16 protein-coding genes are annotated in these 17,041 nt (G+C 63.1%); 2 read left to right on the top strand and 14 right to left on the bottom strand.

Going from position 1 to position 17,041, the window contains the following annotated elements; translation table 11 throughout:
- The first annotated feature begins 95 nt into the window (after window positions 1-95).
- A complete protein-coding gene (locus tag NKI52_RS03960; protein WP_352697113.1) occupies window positions 96-2,516 on the top strand; it encodes a polysaccharide biosynthesis tyrosine autokinase in 2,421 nt (806 codons plus the stop codon).
- A gap of 15 nt (window positions 2,517-2,531) precedes the next feature.
- On the opposite strand, the gene NKI52_RS03955 is transcribed toward NKI52_RS03960, so the two are convergent.
- Together NKI52_RS03955 and NKI52_RS03950 are read right to left on the bottom strand one after the other, a co-directional pair.
- A complete protein-coding gene (locus tag NKI52_RS03955) occupies window positions 2,532-3,233 on the bottom strand; it encodes a metallophosphoesterase family protein (protein WP_352697111.1) in 702 nt (233 codons plus the stop codon).
- A 193-nt stretch (window positions 3,234-3,426) separates the two neighbouring features.
- Complete coding sequence (locus NKI52_RS03950; protein WP_352568341.1) at window positions 3,427-5,334, bottom strand: propionyl-CoA synthetase; 1,908 nt, start codon at window positions 5,332-5,334, stop codon at window positions 3,427-3,429.
- 170 nt (window positions 5,335-5,504) lie between these two features.
- Here NKI52_RS03950 and NKI52_RS03945 point away from each other — a divergent pair, with 170 nt between their 5' ends.
- Window positions 5,505-6,296: a DUF2259 domain-containing protein gene (locus tag NKI52_RS03945; RefSeq protein ID WP_352697109.1), complete on the top strand. Its 792-nt coding sequence runs from the start codon at window positions 5,505-5,507 to the stop codon at window positions 6,294-6,296.
- A 284-nt stretch (window positions 6,297-6,580) separates the two neighbouring features.
- Here the strand turns inward: NKI52_RS03945 and dhaK are convergent, their stop codons facing one another.
- From dhaK to NKI52_RS03885, 12 genes are all read right to left on the bottom strand, one after another.
- Entirely contained in the window at window positions 6,581-7,567 is a 987-nt protein-coding gene (gene dhaK / locus NKI52_RS03940) for a dihydroxyacetone kinase subunit DhaK (RefSeq protein WP_023676326.1), read from the bottom strand.
- Between the two features lie 26 nt (window positions 7,568-7,593).
- Window positions 7,594-8,016, bottom strand: coding sequence for a hypothetical protein (locus NKI52_RS03935; RefSeq protein WP_023676327.1), 423 nt, complete (start codon window positions 8,014-8,016; stop codon window positions 7,594-7,596).
- 8 nt (window positions 8,017-8,024) lie between these two features.
- The gene (gene ptsP, locus NKI52_RS03930; RefSeq protein ID WP_023676328.1) at window positions 8,025-9,641 is read right to left on the bottom strand and encodes a phosphoenolpyruvate--protein phosphotransferase; all 1,617 of its coding nucleotides are present in this window, start codon (window positions 9,639-9,641) and stop codon (window positions 8,025-8,027) included.
- Window positions 9,625-9,927, bottom strand: a complete 303-nt coding sequence (locus NKI52_RS03925; RefSeq protein ID WP_023676329.1) for an HPr family phosphocarrier protein — start codon at window positions 9,925-9,927, stop codon at window positions 9,625-9,627. Before NKI52_RS03925 ends, ptsP begins: the two co-directional genes overlap by 17 nt.
- 22 nt (window positions 9,928-9,949) lie before the next feature.
- Entirely contained in the window at window positions 9,950-10,339 is a 390-nt protein-coding gene (gene dhaM, locus NKI52_RS03920; RefSeq protein ID WP_352448466.1) for a dihydroxyacetone kinase phosphoryl donor subunit DhaM, read from the bottom strand.
- Entirely contained in the window at window positions 10,336-10,938 is a 603-nt protein-coding gene (gene dhaL / locus NKI52_RS03915) for a dihydroxyacetone kinase subunit DhaL (protein ID WP_352623304.1), read from the bottom strand. The genes dhaM and dhaL overlap by 4 nt, the downstream gene beginning before the upstream one ends.
- An 81-nt stretch (window positions 10,939-11,019) precedes the next feature.
- A complete protein-coding gene (locus NKI52_RS03910; RefSeq protein WP_352697107.1) occupies window positions 11,020-12,663 on the bottom strand; it encodes a dihydroxyacetone kinase subunit DhaK in 1,644 nt (547 codons plus the stop codon).
- A gap of 66 nt (window positions 12,664-12,729) precedes the next feature.
- Entirely contained in the window at window positions 12,730-13,743 is a 1,014-nt protein-coding gene (locus NKI52_RS03905) for an ABC transporter ATP-binding protein (protein ID WP_352697105.1), read from the bottom strand.
- Window positions 13,736-14,848, bottom strand: a complete 1,113-nt coding sequence (locus tag NKI52_RS03900; protein ID WP_352697103.1) for an ABC transporter ATP-binding protein — start codon at window positions 14,846-14,848, stop codon at window positions 13,736-13,738. The genes NKI52_RS03905 and NKI52_RS03900 overlap by 8 nt, the downstream gene beginning before the upstream one ends.
- A 3-nt stretch (window positions 14,849-14,851) precedes the next feature.
- The gene (locus tag NKI52_RS03895; protein ID WP_352697102.1) at window positions 14,852-15,052 is read right to left on the bottom strand and encodes a hypothetical protein; all 201 of its coding nucleotides are present in this window, start codon (window positions 15,050-15,052) and stop codon (window positions 14,852-14,854) included.
- Window positions 15,049-15,999, bottom strand: coding sequence for a carbohydrate ABC transporter permease (locus NKI52_RS03890; RefSeq protein ID WP_352522595.1), 951 nt, complete (start codon window positions 15,997-15,999; stop codon window positions 15,049-15,051). The genes NKI52_RS03895 and NKI52_RS03890 overlap by 4 nt, the downstream gene beginning before the upstream one ends.
- On the bottom strand, window positions 15,996-16,943 hold the full coding sequence (locus NKI52_RS03885) for a carbohydrate ABC transporter permease (protein WP_352697423.1): 948 nt from the start codon (window positions 16,941-16,943) through the stop codon (window positions 15,996-15,998). The genes NKI52_RS03890 and NKI52_RS03885 overlap by 4 nt, the downstream gene beginning before the upstream one ends.
- Window positions 16,944-17,041: the final 98 nt, after the last annotated feature.

Genomic DNA, 17,041 nt, shown 5'->3' with positions numbered 1-17,041 from the left:
GCGCCGCGCGCGACGCGCACTGTCCGGCGCAAGGTTTGCACCCTATGTCCCGACCTTCGAGGCGGTAGCGCCTGCAAACTAGAATTGGACCGAAGATGAACTATGCCAATTTTCCTGTCGACAAGAGGACGCCATTGCCGGCTTCTAATGCGGCAAACGCCGAAGATTTCATCGACATCGAGCGCCTGCTTGGCATGGCCGCGCGGCAGGCGAAAGTGGTTGCCGCCTGCGCCGTCATCGGTCTCTTTCTCGGCGTGCTCTATTTGCAGACGACGCCTCCTACCTATGTGGCGACGAGCAGCGTGCTGATCGACGAAGGATTGAACAAGGTCGTCGACGACATTTCGGCGGCGTCGGTCAGCATGCAGACCGACTCCGCCGTTCTGAGCCAGATCGAAATACTACAGTCGGCCAGGCTGGCTGGGGTGGTCGTCGACAAGCTGAAGCTCGATCAGAACGACGCTTTCATGAACCCTCCGACATCGGCCCTGTCGAAGGTTGCTGGCTTTGTGCGCGGTATCGTCCAGTCTGTCCGCCCCAAGCGCGCCGCTAGCACAACCGATGTCACTCAGCTTGATGCTGCGACGCGTGACGCGATCACCGCATCCTCATCGCCCCGTGACTACGCAATCTTCAAACTGCAGACCCAACTCGATGCCGAGCGGATCGGCCGGAGCTTTGTCATCAGCATCTCCTTTCAGGCGACCGATCCGGCGCTTGCGACCGCCATCACCAAGGCCTATGCCGATGCCTATCTAGCCGATCAACTTGATGCCAGCTTCGACGCGACCGAGCGGGCGGCGGTCTGGCTGCAAGGCCGGCTGACCGAGCTTCGTGAGAGCTCCCAGGCGGCTGCACTGGCGGTCGAAAAGTTCAGGGCCGAACACGGATTGGCCGTCAATGACGGCCAGCTGATCAGCGACAAGCAATTGTCCGATCTCAACACCCAGCTGATCGTCGCGCAGGCCGATACCGCACGTGCCGGCGCCCGCTATCAGCAGTACAAGTCGATCGTCGAAAGCGGCTCGGACAATGCGTTCAAGGACGCTGCGATATCGAACGACCAACCGAGCAGCTCGGTCATCACGACGCTGAAGAACCGCTATCTCACCGTATCCAAGCGGCAGCAGGATGTCGAAGCCAATTTCGGCCCGCAACATCCGCAGGCCGTCGCGCTCGCCAAGGAGAAGGCCGACATATCGGCGCAGATTTTCGGCGAGCTGAAGCAACTGACCGAAAGCTACCGCAACGAATACGAGGTCGCTCTGGCGCGCGAAACCGCGCTCCGCGCAAATGTCGCCTTGGCGGCTGGCAAGAGCTCCATCGACAACCAGTCGCAGGTCAAGCTGCGTGAGCTGGACCAAAAGGCGACGGCGCTGTCGACGCTCTACCAGACGTTCCTGAACCGCTATGAGGAGGCCGCCCAGCAGCAATCCTTCCCGGTCGGCAAGATCCGGGTCATCTCGGACGCGACGATGCCGCAGTCGGCCGCAACCCCGCGCACAGCCATCGTGCTGGGGCTTTCGCTGGCGCTTGGCATGATGCTGGGGGCAGGGGTTGGTGGCCTGAATGAATTCAGGGAACGCTTCTTCAGGACCGGCGAGGATGTCCGCGACCGTGTGGGCCTCAAATTCCTCGGCTACCTGCCGGTCATCGGCAAGGCTGGCAAGGATGACCAGCGCAATGGCGGTCAGCCTGACGTCAAAGTCGTTGAATCCAAGACCGCCAAGTCCTCCAAATCCCAGCCCTCCAGAACATTGTCGGCAGCCGAAAAACGTGCGCGGATGCGGGTAACCGTCGATGCCCCGGCATCGATGTTCTCCGAGACGCTGCGCAACGCCAAGATCGCCTTCGACGTCGTGATGGAAGGCCAGGGCAGCCGGGTCATCGGCGTGGTCTCGGTGCTTCCCGGCGAGGGCAAGTCGACCGTGGCGGCCAATCTTGCCGGGCTGCTTGCCGTCAACGGATCGAAAACGCTGCTGATCGATGGCGACCTGCGCAATCCCGGCCTCAGCCGCAGCCTCGGTATGGAGGCCGAGCAGGGCCTGATGGAAGCTGTGGTGAGCGGGCAGACATGGCAGTCGGTCGGCAAGATCGACCGGCAGACCAAGCTGGCTATCATCCCGGCCGTCCTGCGTGGCCAGTTTTCGCATACCAGCGAGCTTCTGTCTTCAGCCGGCATGCGGCGTTTCATCGATAACGCCAAGGAAACCTTCGAATACATCATCGTCGATCTGCCGCCGCTCGGGCCTGTCGTCGACGCCAAGGCCTTCGCTCCGCTTGTCGACGGCTTCGTGCTGGTCACCGAGTGGGGACGCACGCCGCGTGCGATGGTGCAATCCATGCTCAGCTCGGAGCCCTACATCGCCAAGAAGATCATTGGCGCGGTGCTGAACAAGGTCGAACTGAAGAAGCTGGCCAAATATGGCGCGATCGGCGGCTCGGAAAAATTCTTCGACAAATATTCGAGCTACTATCTGGAAAAATCGGAAGCGCGCACCAAGGCAGCCGCCTGAGCGACGACATCGCGCTCAGGAAAATATCAACCTGGCGCGGTTGTCGACGATCCTGAGGGCGGTCAGCTGGCCGGTTTGGAAGGCGCCGGTGTCTATGCCAAGCCGGCGTCCCTCGAGCTTCGGAGTGTCGACCGGCGTATGTCCGTGCACGACATAGCGGTCGAGAAGATGCGCTGCTTCGAAGAACTCCGAGCGGATGTTGAGCAGGTCGTCCTCGTCTTGTGCGGCTAGGTCGATGCCCGGCCTGATGCCGGCATGAACGAATACGAATTTCGCCGAACAGACCATGACCGGCAGCGCACGCATGAAACTGACGTGGTCGGCGGGGATGATCTCCCGAATGCGCCTGTCGACCTCCTCGTTTGAACCGTAGAGATCGGCCATGCGCTCCGGGTCGACGCCGTAGGAAAACAGCGTTTGCAGGCCGCCTATTGCCAGCCACGACTCTCTCGAAATGATCCCGTCGAGATAGTTCAGCATCACGACTTCGTGGTTACCGGCAAGGCAGATGCGCTGGAAGCCTTGGAGTGGCGGCGCCAGCAGATGATCGAGCACGCGCGCCGACTGGGGGCCACGATCGACGTAGTCGCCAAGCATGATTATGAGCTTGCGCCCTTCGAAGGGCGCCGAATCGAGCAGGATCTTCTGCTCCAGGGCGCGGAGTTCCTTGTAGCAGCCATGCACGTCGCCGATCGCATAGACGACTGCGCCCCGCATATCGATCTCCAGCCGCTGGCGTGCCGCGGCCTGGGGCTTTCTCGATCGCTGGAACAGGGTCACGTATGGCGTCTCGCATGGCTGTGGGTGCGTCTCGATTCCGAAACAACATGACGACACCGCGCGTGGATACCACGTCCGGCGCCGGTCGTTCCATACCGGAGCTTCGGACGCAACTCGGCTTCGGCGCCCCTTACAGGCCGATGCCGCGGCGGTTCAGCGCGGCGGTGATCTCGTCGAGGATGGCCGGGTCGTCGATCGTTGCCGGCATGGCCCATTCCTCCTTGTCGGCGATCTTCTGCATGGTGCCGCGCAGGATCTTGCCGGAGCGCGTCTTCGGCAGGCGCTTGATCGTCACCACCGTCTTGAAGGCAGCGACCGGGCCGATCCGTTCGCGCACCAGGGTGACAACCTCGTTTTCGATGATGCCGGCGTCGCGGTCGACGCCGGCATTCAGCACGACGAAGCCGAGTGGAACCTGGCCTTTCATAGCATCGGCAATACCGACGACGGCGCATTCGGCGACGTCGGGATGCGCGGCCAGAACCTCCTCCATGGCGCCGGTCGATAGCCGGTGGCCGGCGACATTGATGATGTCGTCGGTGCGAGCCATGACATAGAGATAGCCGTCCTCGTCCATCATGCCGGCATCCGCGGTTTTGTAGAAGCCGGGGAACTCGTCGAGATAGGCTTGGCGAAACCGCTCGTCGGCATTCCACAGCGTCGGCAGGCAGCCGGGGGGCAACGGCAATTTGACCACGACGTTGCCAAGCGTGCCACGCTTGACCTCATGCCCGGCATCGTCGAGCACGCGGATGTCATAACCGGGCATCGGCACGCCGGGCGAGCCGTATTTGACCGGCAGCAGGCCCAGTCCGGCGGGGTTGATGGTCATCGGCGAGCCGGTCTCGGTCTGCCACCAATGGTCGATCACCGGCACGGTCAATTTCTGCTCCGCCCATTTGATGGTTTCCGGATCGGCGCGCTCGCCGGCGAGGAACAGCGTCCGGAATTTGGACAGGTCGTATTTCGGGACGAATTCGCCCCTCGGGTCCTGTCCCTTGATGGCGCGAAAGGCGGTTGGCGCGGTGAACAGCGCGACGACGCCATGCTCGGCGATCACACGCCAATAGGTGCCGGCATCGGGCGTGCCGACCGGCTTGCCCTCGAACAGGATCGTTGTGCAGCCATGCAGCAGCGGGCCGTAGACGATATAGGAATGGCCGACCACCCAGCCGACATCGGAAGCCGCCCAGAACACTTCGCCCGGCTTGACGCCGAACTCGTTTTCCATCGACCATTTCAGCGCGACCATATGGCCGCCATTGTCGCGCACGATTCCCTTCGGCTGGCCGGTCGTGCCCGACGTGTAGATGATGTAGAGCGGATCGGTGGCAAGCACCGGAACACAGTCGACATTGGCACCCGCGGCCCGCTCCCGCGCCACGGCGTCGGCATAGTCGATATCGTGGTTTTCCCTGAGTTCGCAGCGCAGTTGGTCGCGCTGCAGGATAAGGCAGCTTTCCGGCTTGTGCCGCGACATCTCGATCGCCTTGTCGAGCAGCGGCTTATAGGCAACGACGCGCCCTGGCTCCAGGCCGCAGGAAGCGGAGATGATCAGCTTCGGCTTGGCGTCGTCGATGCGGGTGGCGAGCTCATGCGAGGCAAAGCCGCCGAAGACCACCGAATGCACGGCGCCGATCCGCGCACAGGCAAGCATTGCGAAGGCTGCTTCCGGTACCATCGGCATGTAGATGATGACGCGATCGCCTTTTTGGATGCCACGATTCTTGAGCACCGAGGTCAGCGCGACCACCTCGCGCTTCAACTCGGCATACGTGAATTTCCTGATTGTGCCCGAAATCGCGCTGTCATGGATCAACGCGATCTGGTCGGCACGGCCGCCCGCCACATGACGATCGACGGCATTGAAGCAGGTGTTGCACGAGGCGCCAACGAACCACCTGCCATAGACGCCGGCATTGGCGTCGAACACCGTCTCGAAGGGCGAGAACCAGTCGATTGCGCCGGCAGCATCAGCCCAGAATTTTTCCGGGTCGCGTTTCCAGCCGTCATAGACCTCATGGTAGCGTGACGCCATCCAGCTTCCTCCCCAGGAATGTTTGCTGTCCTTGAAATAGCGTATGCTGGTTTGTGTAACCATGTATTTGTGCGTTTCGTTTGCTGTCGTTCCAACTTGGCCGCAAGTGCGGGTCATGGTGGTCCGGGGGCCGGTATCGTTCGAATTTTCGGCATTAGGGGCAGGGCGCGATGAAATTGCGATATGAACTTGGGTTTGCCGCGGTTGCGACGCTGGCGGTGGTGCTCGCTTCAGCTGCTCAGGCAGGCGACGCGGCGGCCCGGCGCGTCATCGGCTTTTCGCCAGACGGCAACTACTTCGCCTTCGAACAGTACGGCACGCTCGATGCCGGTGCTTCGGATTCGGGCTGGTCGGAGATCGACATCATCGACACGCGGACCGATGAGTTCGTCGGCGGCAAGCCGATCGTCATCGCCGACGAGACGGAGGATTCGACATTGACGCTTGCGCAGGCGAGGGCACAGGCCGCCGAACTGGCGGCGCCCTTGCTGGCCAAATATGCCATCGCGCCGCGCGGCGAGCGGACTGCCTTGGACAGGTTCACCTTTCCCAACGACATGGTCGCCTACAACGACATTGCGCGCCTCGAGCAGGTTTCGCAAAAATGGCTTTCGCCGGCCTATGACGAGCTTGGCACCATCCAGCTCGAGCAGATCCGTGCCGACAGCACGGCGGATTGTTCAGCGAGTTTCGACGCGACGCAGCAAGGCGAAACGACCGGCAAGGCGCTCGGCTTTCGCCTGACGCTGCAGGGTCAGGACGGCAAGCCGATCAAGCTGCTGCATGAGGACAAGGCGGTGCCCGGTTCGAGGAATTGCCCGACTTCCTACAGCCTGTCGGAATCTTACGCATTCACCCCGGATGGAAAACCGGGCGTGCTTGCGGTGCTCGTGCAGCGCTTCAGCCAGGGATTTGAAGGGCGCGACCGCCGTTTCATCGCCGTGACTGGCCAGGCGCACTGAGGCCACGCGCTGAGACGTAGTCCGCTACCCGAGTTTGTTGTCCCTAAAGCGGGAGGGCAGCGAGCATAAGTCCGACCCCGCCGACGATCAGCAAGGCGGCTGTCAGCACCTTTCCATGGCGCTCGAAACCCGTCGGCGCCCGATCCCAATTGTAACGCATGCTCGAACTCCCCAAACCCGCAGATTCTTTATCTTACGCCGGGTGAGGAGGGCAACTGTCTGGCGATGCGCGGCGTTGCCGATACCGGTCTTGTCACCGACTATTTCTGGGGCATTCTCCGCCGCTACATGCCCCAGCGCAGCGCGGCCGTATGTACCGGTGCATCCCACCAAACAGCCGCCTCGTCGTCGAGCATGCTCAGCGTGATCGAACAGCCGGCCATGTCGAGCGAGGTCACATAGGACCCGACCAGCGACCGGGTCACCGTCACGCCGTGCTTCTCGAAGATTTTGCGGGCGCTGTTGTACATCAGATAAAGCTCCATCAACGGTGTGCCGCCAAAGCCGTTGACGAAGAGTAGCGCCTGGCCTCTGGCACCGTCGCCCAGGTCACCCAGGATTGCGGTACAGATCTCCTCGGCGATAGCATCGGCGCTTTTCAATGTGTCGCGCCGCCTCCCAGGCTCGCCGTGGATGCCGACCCCGAACTCCATCTCGCCATCGCCGATATTGAAGGTCGGCTTGCCCGCCGCCGGCACGGTGCAACTGGTCAGCGCCACGCCCATCGAGCGCGTCGCGCCGTTGACGCGCTCGCCGAGCGCCTTCAACGGCTCCAGTGCCATGCCTTGTTCGGCCGCCGCGCCGACGATTTTCTCGACCACCAGCGTGCCGGCGACGCCGCGCCGGCCGGTGGTGTAGGACGAGTTTTCGACCGCAACGTCGTCATTGGTCACGATTTGCATCACGCCTTCCGACATTTCAGCGGCCATGTCGAAATTCATCACGTCGCCCTCGTAGTTCTTGACGATGAACAGGCAGCCGGCGCCCGTATTGACGACTTCGGCCGCCGCCATCATCTGGTCAGGCGTTGGCGAGGTGAATACCTGGCCGGGGCAGGCCGCATCCAGCATGCCGTGCCCGACGAACCCGCCATGTAGCGGCTCGTGACCCGAGCCGCCGCCGGAGATCAGCGCCACCTTGCCCGGTGTGAGCAGCTTGCGGCGGACAAATTTGTGTTCCTCGCCAAGCGCCAGGATATCGGCATGCGCGGCAACGAAGCCGTCGAGGCTCTCGGTCAGCACCGTATCGACCGAATTCAAAAATTTCTTCATGGCCGTCCTCCCGAAATAGCCCAGCGTCAGCTGCCCTTGCCGGCGATGCTGGTGATCTTCTGGATGAAATCGTTGACCGCCCGGTCGAGCGCCGCGTTCTGCTTGTCGTCGCCGAAATCGGGAACGATCAGCGAGACATGGCGTGTCTTGCGCAAGCCTGCGGCCAGCGACATCTTTCCCGGATGCGCCCGATGGTAGGCCTCAAGGAAATGATCGCGTTCGGCCGGGCTGAAATGGCAGACGGAGAAGATAGCCGGCAAATGCTTCGACGGGATCGGCGTCGAATAGGCCGGGCTGGAAATCTGCGTGACGAAGCTGCGATGCTTGCCCAGCGCATCAGCGAGGCGCTGGCGCATGCCGGACGGGCGCTGGTCGATCACCTGCGACAGGATCGTCTTGTAGGCGCGGATCGCCTCTTCGGGGCCGGATTGCGACGCCTTGTCTGCCATACCGGGGCCTAGATCGAAACGTCCGCGATGGCCGCCTTGGCCATCGCGAGTTGGGCGGGAGCGACGGAGAGGTCACGCAGGCCGGTTTCGAGCAGCGCCGGGATCGAGGCGGGGTCGCCGCCGGCATCGCCACACAGGCTGACCGGGATATTATGCTCGCGGCCGAAGGCGGCAACCGAGGCGATCAGCCGGAGCACGGCTGGGTGCCTGACGGAATTCAGATGTGCGACCGACGCATTGTCGCGCGCGGCGGCCATCACGTATTGGGTCAAATCATTCGAGCCGATCGAGAAGAAGGCGGCCTTGGCGAATGCCTCCGGTGCGATGGCCACCGACGGCACCTCGACCATGATGCCAAGCGGCGGCATTTTGTGCGCGATGCCGCGCGCCAAAAGGTCAGCCTGCTCCTCAGCGAACAGCGCGGTGGCGTGTTCATACTCTTCCGGAACGGCGATCATCGGGAACATCACCTTCAGATTGCCGTGCATGGCAGCACGTAGCAAAGCGCGGATCTGCACACGAAAGACCGCCGGACGCATCAGTGACAGCCTGATCCCGCGCAGGCCAAGGAATGGATTACCTTCCTCGACGGTCAGGCCCGGCACAGGTTTATCGCCGCCCGCATCGACAGTACGGATCGTCACCGGCCTGTCGCCTGCCCATTCCAGCACTCTACGGTAGGCGCGATATTGCGTCTCCTCGTCCGGCAGCGTCTTGCCGAACAGGAATTCGGTCCGCATCAGCCCGACACCGTCGCACGCCGCAGCATCGATGCGGTCGACATCGGACGGATCGGCAATATTCACCTGCACGTGGACCGCTATGCCGGTCTTCGTTGCTGCCGGCCTTGTCAAATAGGCTACCGCATTGTCGCGATGCGCCGCGAAAGACGACGACGATCGCCGGAATGCCTCGATCTCCGCTTTCGAAGGCGCCAACACGATGCCGCCATGTTCGGCATCGAGCAGTGCGATTCCGACAAGCTGAGCCGGCGAAGCACCGGGCCCGGCTACCCCACGCGCTACGAGCCCCAACCCCACCACCATTGGCACGCCGCGTGAGCGTGCCAGCATTGCGACATGACTTGCGGCACTTCCGGCCGTAAGTGCTATGCCGCCGCCGGCACTCCAGTCGGTTTCGAGGAAGCGCGTCGGTGCGATATCCTCGCCGTAGAAGATCGCACCTGCCGGCGCGGCAATGTCGCCGCCCCCGGCAAGCGCGCGTAGCACCTGGTCGCGTATGTCGCGCATGTCGGCCGCGCGCGCCCGGAAATAGTCCTGCTCGGATGTTTCATAGCCGGCTATCTCGGCGTCGAGCGCTTTTCGCCAAGCCACATCAGCAGCCATGCCCTCGGCAATTCGCGCAAAGGCCGGGCCGGTCAGCGCGTCGTCCTCCAGCATGGCGAGCTGGAATTCGAGGATCCCGGCCGCCTCGCTGTCGCTGGTTTCGATCAATGTCGCGAGCCGGCCTGCGGCAATGGAGATGGCGGCCTCAAGCGCCGCCTTCTCGTCCGCGGCAGTCGCCTTGCGGACATAACGCACAGCAGCCTGGCCCAGATCGAACAGCGGCCCCTCGGCATAGCCGGCCGATGCCGAAATGCCCTGCAGCCTAAGCGGTTCGGGCATGGTCCTTGCCTTCGTCGAAATCGCGCCGCACCAGCTCGACCAGTGCGCCGACCGCCTCGCCGGCGCCGTCCCCTTTGGCTCTGATATGCAGGACAGTGCCTTTCGGCGCTTTCGCCGCCATCACCTTGACGATGCTCTTGGCGTCGAACCATGGCCCGTTGGCGGCGAGCGCAATCTCGACGTCGGCCGAAAACGTCTTGGCAAGCTTGGTGAACTTCACCGAAGGACGCGCATGCAGTCCCACCTCATGGGTGATCAGGACGCTGGCTTCGGCTGCTGCGGACATGCTTGTCAAAATTCCCGTTCGTTCACGACGGCGACAATTCGTGCGCCGTCGCCACCACTTCCCTGAGCGAGGCGCCGCCGGAAGCCTCGGTCGCCGCCATCACCGCGCCTTCGACGATCGGCGCATTGCAGACGATGATCTTCTGGGCGCGTGGTTCGCCGATCATCTCGACCGCCATCTCGCTATTGGTCTCGGCACCGCCGAGATCGACGAGGATCGCGACACCCGCCTCCGACCAGGCCTTGTCGATGGCGCCCATGATCGCCTCGACATTGGTTCCCAGCCCGCCATGGCCGTTTCCGCCGCACCATGCAAGCGGCACTTCGTTGCCGACCATCTGCCGCACCATGTCGGCGGTGCCTTCGGCGACCAGCGGCGAATGCGATACGATGACGATGCCGACATTGCTCATGCGCGCCTCTCGATTGCCTCGGCTACGGCTCGCACCAGAAGCGCAGTCGAGCGTGCGCCGGCATCCATATGACCGATCGAACGGTCGCCAAGGAATGAGGCGCGCCCACGCAGCGCCTTCATCGGCACGGTCGCGTCGGCCGCGTTGTCGGCGATCTTGACGATGTCCGCTGCCGTCTTTCCCTGCAGCAGGGCCTCATGCACCGGCTGCAGCACGTCGAGCATGGTTTTTTGCCCGGCCTGCGACTTGCCTCTGGCGGCAACCGCTTCGATCGCCTTGCCGAAGGCCGCCGCCAGGTCGGCGCGACCCGGCGCGGCGGAAATCTCCTTGCCGAGCGCCATGAACAGCGTGCCGAACAAGGGACCGGAAGCTCCGCCGACGGTCATCACCAGTTTGGTGCCGATCGCCTTCAGCGCCTCGGGCAACGGCTTTGCCGCAAACGCGCCGGCCTCGGCCCGCACTGCCTCGAAGCCGCGTTTCATGTTGAGCCCATGGTCGCCGTCGCCGATGGCCTGGTCGAGACTGGTCAGCTCTTCGGCATGTGCGGCGATCGTGTTTGCCGCCGCCTCGATCAGCCTGGAAATATCCGCTGCCGCCATATCACCCATGCTCCTGGCCCCTGCGCTGCCGGCAGTACGAGAAAATTGCATATCCGGCAATTGAAGCATTCTTTTCCCCAGTCAAGCGGGTTCGAGCAACGCAGCGAGGGCAGTGAAGACCTCGGCGACGGCAAAGGCGCCGGGGTCGACCACGCCGTCGAGCTGGCTGCCAATATAGGCGGACCGCCCGGCCTTGGCCCTGCGCATGGCAGCGGTGGCCTCGGCTCCGCGTTGCGCCGCGACCGCCGCATCTTCCAGACTCCCCCTATCCAGCGCCCTCAAGGCGGGTTCCAGGGCATCGATCATCGTGCGATCGCCGACCCTCGCTCCACCATAGAAGGACATCCGATCGAGGCCGGCGAGAAGCGCCTTGGGAAGCGTTTCGCCAGACTCCAGCGCCAGCGCGGCGGCGGTGAAGAAGATCGACAACAGCACGCCGCTAGAGCCGCCCATGCTGGCGCTCAGGATATCGCCGACGGCGGCGAGCGTTGCGGCAGGGTCAGCGAGCGGCAGTGTCGCAATGCGGCCAAGCACGCTGCGCGCACCGGCCGCCACAGTCGATCCGGTGTCACCGTCTCCCGCCTTGGCATCCAGTCCGTTCAACGCGCCTTCAAGCGAGATCAGCCGGTCGCAGACCGCGACAACCAACCGGTCGGTGCGTGCGTCCTGGCTGGCTTTCGACGCGTTGTTCGGGCCGGCGGCTTTGGCCATCGGCACGACGCTGGCTTGGCGAACGGCTCTTGCCGGCAGCCAGGCGTGAGGGCCTACCGGCGCCCGCAACGCCGCTTCGCGCGATGCATCGAGCCGGATCAGCGACAGGGAAAAGCCGTTCATGTTGAGCGCGGTCATAAGCTGCCCGGGCCCGATTGTCAGCGTCACCTTTTGTGCCAGCGGTGAAGCCAGTACCGCATTGGCGACAAGCAACATTTCCAGCGGTGGCACCGAACCGAGATTATTGATCAGCAAGGCGTAGTCGCTGACCGGATCGAGCCGCGCGGCAAGGCGCTCCGACATGATCGCAACCAGCCTTTCGGCACTTTGCACCGCAATCCGCTCAACGCCCGGTTCGCCATGGATGCCGAGGCCGAGTTCGGCATCGTCCGCCCCGAATCTTTCTTCATGGCTCTGACCGGGGATCGAGCAGGATGACAGCGATATGCCGAGCGAAACGATATCCGCCGCCGCTGCCCGCGCCGCCGCGGCAACCGCCGCCAGGTCAATGCCGGCTTCCGACAGGTGGCCGGCGATCTTGTGCACGAACAAGGTGCCGGCAACGCCGCGCGGCTGGGCAATATCCGGGAGGGCGATGTCGTCGGCGACAATCACCATCTCGACGCGAAAGCCTTCGGCGCGCGCCTTCTCGGCGGCCAGCCCGAAGTTGAGGCGATCGCCCGTGTAGTTCTTGACGATCAGCAGGCACCCGGCGGGACCGGTCACGGCGCGGATCGCCGCCAACACCGCTTCCACGCTCGGCGAAGCAAAGATCTCGCCCGAAACCGCCGCCGTCAGCATGCCCATGCCGACAAAGCCTGCATGGGCGGGTTCGTGCCCGGCCCCGCCGCCTGAGACGATGCTCACTCTGCTCTTGTCCCAGTCCGCACGGAGGACGACTTTGATATCGGGATAGCTATCGAGGCGATCGAGATCGCCGACGCCGGTCGTGCCGAGAAAGCCGTCCAGGGCTTCGGTGACGATCGTGTCCCTGCGATTGAAAAAATGCTTCATCGAATTCGTCCAGTTCTGTGCCCGAAATCGTCAGTCGGAATTGCAAGCATGCTAGGAAAAAACCGCTCACGTCAGCCTTCGCCCGTCGGCGCCGAAATACAGCGGCGAGCGATAGCGGATCATGATCTTGTCGCCCCGCGCCAGATCGGTGTCGGGGTCGGTCAGCGTCACCAGCTTCCTGGTCCCCACCGTCACGTGCAGATGGTTCTGGTCGCCGAGATGCTCGACCCAGTCGACGACACCGTCGGCTTGGCCGTTCGCGGCCTTCGCGATCGAGAGGTGTTCGGTGCGCGCTCCGATGGTCTTCGTTCCCGCCGGCGCGCCGCCATCCGGCAGCAGCCCTACCGGTAACAAGTTGATTGCCGGTTGCCCGAGCCTTGCCGCGACGTGAAGGTTTGCCGGCTCAGAATAGATCATGCGCGGCGAACCGATCTGCACCAGCACGCCGTCGGCGAGGATGCCGATGCGGTCGGCCATGGTCATCGCTTCGATCTGGTCGTGCGTGACGTAAAGCATTGTGGCGCCGAGCTCGGCCTGGATGCGCTTCAGCTCGAGCCTGAGATCGGCACGCAGCTTGGCGTCGAGCGACGACAGCGGCTCGTCCATTAGGTAGATCGAAGGTTTGCGCACCAGCGCGCGGCCGATGGCGACGCGCTGCATCTCGCCGCCGGAGAGTTTGGTCGAGCGATTGGAGAGCTTGTGGTGGATACGCACCATCTTGGCCACGTCCTCGACGTGGCGGCGGATCTGGTCCTCCGGCATTTTCCGCGCCGGCGAGCGCAGCGGAAAGGCGAGATTGTCGTAGACCGACAGATGCGGATAGAGCGAATATTGCTGGAAGACGAAAGCGGTGTCGCGCTCGGCCGGCGACAGCGTCGTCGTGTCGTGCCCGGCAATATGGATCGAGCCCGCCTCCGGCCGCTCCAGCCCGGCGATCAGCCTGAGCGTTGTCGTCTTGCCGGCGCCGGTCGGCCCGAGCAGCACGACGAATTCCCCGTCGGCAATATGCAGGTCGAGATTGTCGACGGCGATATGCTCGCCAAAAGCCTTGGTCACGCCTTTGATGTGAACGTCAGCCATGATGCGCTCTTCCCTGAGAGGCCGCGTCATGGATTTCGGTGCGCACCGCACGGCCGGATCCTTGTTCGAACAGCGACAGCCGCGCGCTGCTCAGCGCCAAGCCGACATGATCGCCCGGATTGAGCCGGATTTCGGCTGGCACCCTGGCCTTGATGATGCCGTCCGCCGTCTCCACCGCCACGATCTGCGTGGTGCCGAGATATTCCGTGCCATAAATGGCGCCACGCAGCTTCGAAGTATCATCGAAGCGGATGTGCTCCGGCCGGATGCCAAGCGCCATCTCGGCCGGCGCGATATCCTCGCGGACCTCCGGCACAGCCACCTTGGCGCCCTGCACCACGATCTCCTTGGCGCCCTTTGAAAGCCCGCCGCCGAAGCCGAGGAAATTCATCGGCGGCGAGCCGATGAAGTCGGCGACGAACATCGTTGCCGGCCGGTCGTAGATCTCACGCGGCGTGCCGAACTGCTCGATGACGCCATGGTTCATCACCGCGATCTTGTCGGCCATCGACATCGCTTCCATCTGGTCATGCGTGACATAGACGGTGGTCGCGTGGATGCGGTTATGCAGCTCGCGCAGCTCATGGACCATCAGGTCGCGGAATTCTGTGTCGAGCGTGCCGAGCGGCTCGTCCATCAGGAAGCATTTTGGCCGCCGCACGATGGCGCGGCCGAGTGCCACGCGCTGGCGATCGCCGCCGGCAAGGCCGGAGACGGATTTGTTGAGCAGATGGTCAATCCGCAAAAGCTTCGCCGTCTCTCCCACCCGGGTCCGGATTTCGGCGCCTGGCATGCGTTGCGCCAGCAGCGGAAAACCGATGTTCTTCCTCACATTCATGTGCGGATAGAGCGCAAACAGCTGGAACACGAAGGCGATGTCGCGCTCGCGGGCGCGCCGCATAGTGACGTCTTCGCCGCCAAGCAGGATCTTGCCGCCGGTCGGCAGTTCGAGCCCGGCGATCATGCGCAACGTCGTCGTCTTGCCGCAGCCCGATGGGCCCAGCATTACGAAGAACTCGCCGTCCTCGACGACGAAGTTGGAATCCTGCACGGCGACGAAATCGCCGAATGCCTTCCTCAGATGTTCAACCCTGATCTCGGCCATCGTCTACTCCGGAAATTTCGAGACGATGATGAACATCGCCGTGCCGGCCAGCATGGTGATGAAGGAATAGGTGTAAAGCGCCAGCGCGAAGGGTTGGAACAGCATCAGGAAGCCGATGGCGATGATCGCCGTGGCGACGTTTTCCATCAGCCCGCGCCTCGCCCAGACAGGCCAGCGCGATTTGCGTTTTGCGGTCCGGCTCATTTGCGCACCGCGCCGAAGGTGATGCCGCGCAGCAATTGCTTGCGAAGCAGGATGGTGAAGACCAGGATCGGCACCAGGAAGATCGTCGTGCCGGCCGCGACCGCCGGCCAGTCCTGGCCGCCTTCGCCGATGATGGTCGGGATGAAGGGTGGCGCAGTCTGCGCCGTACCCGAGGTCAGCAGCGCGGCGAAGGCATATTCGTTCCAGGCAAAGATCAGGCAGAAGATGGCGGTCGCGGCAATGCCGGTGGTCGCCTGCGGCAGCACGGTGCGCCAGAACGCCTGCAGCCTGGTGTAGCCGTCGATCATCGCCGCCTCTTCATATTCGCGCGGGATCTCGTCGATAAAGCCTTTCAGCAGCCAGACTGCCAGCGACACGTTGACCGCCGTATAGAGCAGGATCATGCCGAGCGCCGTGTCCGACAGGCCAAGCTCTCGGTACATCAGGTAGATCGGAATGGCGACCGCGATCGGCGGCATCATGCGCGTCGACAGGATGAAGAACAAAAGATCGTCGGCAAGCGGCACCTTGAAGCGCGAAAAACCATAGGCCGACAGCGTGCCGAGGAACACCGCGCAGAAGGTTGAGCCGAAGGCGATGATCAGCGAATTGAGGAAGCGCGGCATGAAGTTCGACGGGCCGGCGATCACCATGTTGCGCTTGCGCACCGTCTCGTCGCACAGGCCCGTCGCCGGCCCCAGCGAGTTGATGTATTCCGGCGTTTGCCTGGTCCGCGTCGTGAACAGGTTGCAGTAGCCTTCGAGGCTAGGCTGGAACAGGATCTTTGGTGGATAGGCGATCGAATCCGGTGGCGTCTTGAAGCTGGTGGCGAAGATCCACAGCAGGGGCACGATCGAGATCAGCGCATAAAGCACGATGATCGTGCCGGCGACGCGCTTCGACGTGGCCGAGGGTGCTACGACAGAATGGGCTGACGTCAGGCTCATCTCTGCTTCACCTTGTTGAGCGCTTTGACGTAGATGTTGGCAAGGCCGAACACCGCGACGAACAGGATGATAGCGAAGGCCGAGGAATAGCCCGTCCGCCAGCTTTCGAAGGCCTGCCGCTTCAGCGTGATCGAGGCCACTTCGGTGGTCGATCCCGGCCCGCCGCCGGTGAGCAGATTGACCATGTCAAACATCTTGAAGTTCTCGATGCCGCGAAACAGCACCGCCAGCATGATGAAGGGCAGCGCCATCGGCAGCGTGATCGACCAGAACTGCCGCCAATTGGAGGCGCGGTCGACCTCGGCCGCCTCATAGATGTATTCGGGGATCGAGCGCAGGCCGGCGAGGCAGATCAGCATCACGTAAGGCGTCCACATCCAGGTATCGACGATGATGATCGACCATGGCGCGAGCGACACGTTGGAGAGCATGCTGATCTCGGTTGCCGGAATGCCGGTGACGAACGAGACGGCATAGGCGAACAGCCCGATCTGCGGCTCGTAGAGAAAGCGCCAGAAATTGCCGACCACCGCCGGCGACAGCATCATCGGCACCAGGATGAGGGTCGTCCAGAACGCGTGGCCGCGGAACTTGCGGTCGATCAGCCAGGCCAGCGTAAAGCCGATCAGCGTCTGCAGCAGGATGGTCCAGAACACGAAATGCGCCGTCGTCTGCATGGCGATCCAGATATCCTGGTCGGCGAGGATGCGCTTGTAGTTGGCCAGCCCGAGGTTCTTCACCACCTCATTGGGACGATTGGCGCGAAAATTGGTGAAGGACAGATAGATTGCCCAGAACAGCGGGAAGATGTTGATGGCTAAAAGCAACAGGATCGTCGGCGAGATGAACAGCCAGGCGAGGCCCTTGTCGCTGATGCCCCGGACCTTGCGGGCCAACGGCTCGGGCGTAGCCCGGGCAACGCTGTCCGCAGTCCGATTGAGCATGGTCAGTCCTGCTTCGGTCACTTCGATCGTCTCGACAATGGAATTTATCTGAACTGTGTCCCGTGCCAAGGGCGGCACGGGACGGTTCGGTCATGGGC

It is taken from the genome of Mesorhizobium sp. M0590, from assembly GCF_040320905.1.
Taxonomy (GTDB): Bacteria; Pseudomonadota; Alphaproteobacteria; order Rhizobiales; family Rhizobiaceae; genus Mesorhizobium.
The sequence above is the reverse complement of the archived record's forward strand: the minus strand, read 5'-3'. Positions and strand labels throughout refer to the sequence as shown.

What these genes read in the sequence shown, in the direction of transcription:
- dhaL (WP_352623304.1), bottom strand. Translation starts at nt 10,938, where the DNA reads ATGGCGGCAGCGGATATTTCCAGGCTGATCGAGGCGGCGGCAAACACG.
- NKI52_RS03910 (WP_352697107.1), bottom strand. Translation starts at nt 12,663, where the DNA reads ATGAAGCATTTTTTCAATCGCAGGGACACGATCGTCACCGAAGCCCTG.
- NKI52_RS03895 (WP_352697102.1), bottom strand. Translation starts at nt 15,052, where the DNA reads ATGAGCCGGACCGCAAAACGCAAATCGCGCTGGCCTGTCTGGGCGAGG.
- ptsP (WP_023676328.1), bottom strand. Translation starts at nt 9,641, where the DNA reads ATGCCCGAACCGCTTAGGCTGCAGGGCATTTCGGCATCGGCCGGCTAT.
- NKI52_RS03960 (WP_352697113.1), top strand. Translation starts at nt 96, where the DNA reads ATGAACTATGCCAATTTTCCTGTCGACAAGAGGACGCCATTGCCGGCT.
- NKI52_RS03945 (WP_352697109.1), top strand. Translation starts at nt 5,505, where the DNA reads ATGAAATTGCGATATGAACTTGGGTTTGCCGCGGTTGCGACGCTGGCG.
- NKI52_RS03925 (WP_023676329.1), bottom strand. Translation starts at nt 9,927, where the DNA reads ATGTCCGCAGCAGCCGAAGCCAGCGTCCTGATCACCCATGAGGTGGGA.
- NKI52_RS03955 (WP_352697111.1), bottom strand. Translation starts at nt 3,233, where the DNA reads ATGCGGGGCGCAGTCGTCTATGCGATCGGCGACGTGCATGGCTGCTAC.
- NKI52_RS03890 (WP_352522595.1), bottom strand. Translation starts at nt 15,999, where the DNA reads ATGAGCCTGACGTCAGCCCATTCTGTCGTAGCACCCTCGGCCACGTCG.
- dhaK (WP_023676326.1), bottom strand. Translation starts at nt 7,567, where the DNA reads ATGAAGAAATTTTTGAATTCGGTCGATACGGTGCTGACCGAGAGCCTC.
- NKI52_RS03905 (WP_352697105.1), bottom strand. Translation starts at nt 13,743, where the DNA reads ATGGCTGACGTTCACATCAAAGGCGTGACCAAGGCTTTTGGCGAGCAT.
- NKI52_RS03935 (WP_023676327.1), bottom strand. Translation starts at nt 8,016, where the DNA reads ATGGCAGACAAGGCGTCGCAATCCGGCCCCGAAGAGGCGATCCGCGCC.
- dhaM (WP_352448466.1), bottom strand. Translation starts at nt 10,339, where the DNA reads ATGAGCAATGTCGGCATCGTCATCGTATCGCATTCGCCGCTGGTCGCC.
- NKI52_RS03885 (WP_352697423.1), bottom strand. Translation starts at nt 16,943, where the DNA reads ATGCTCAATCGGACTGCGGACAGCGTTGCCCGGGCTACGCCCGAGCCG.
- NKI52_RS03900 (WP_352697103.1), bottom strand. Translation starts at nt 14,848, where the DNA reads ATGGCCGAGATCAGGGTTGAACATCTGAGGAAGGCATTCGGCGATTTC.
- NKI52_RS03950 (WP_352568341.1), bottom strand. Translation starts at nt 5,334, where the DNA reads ATGGCGTCACGCTACCATGAGGTCTATGACGGCTGGAAACGCGACCCG.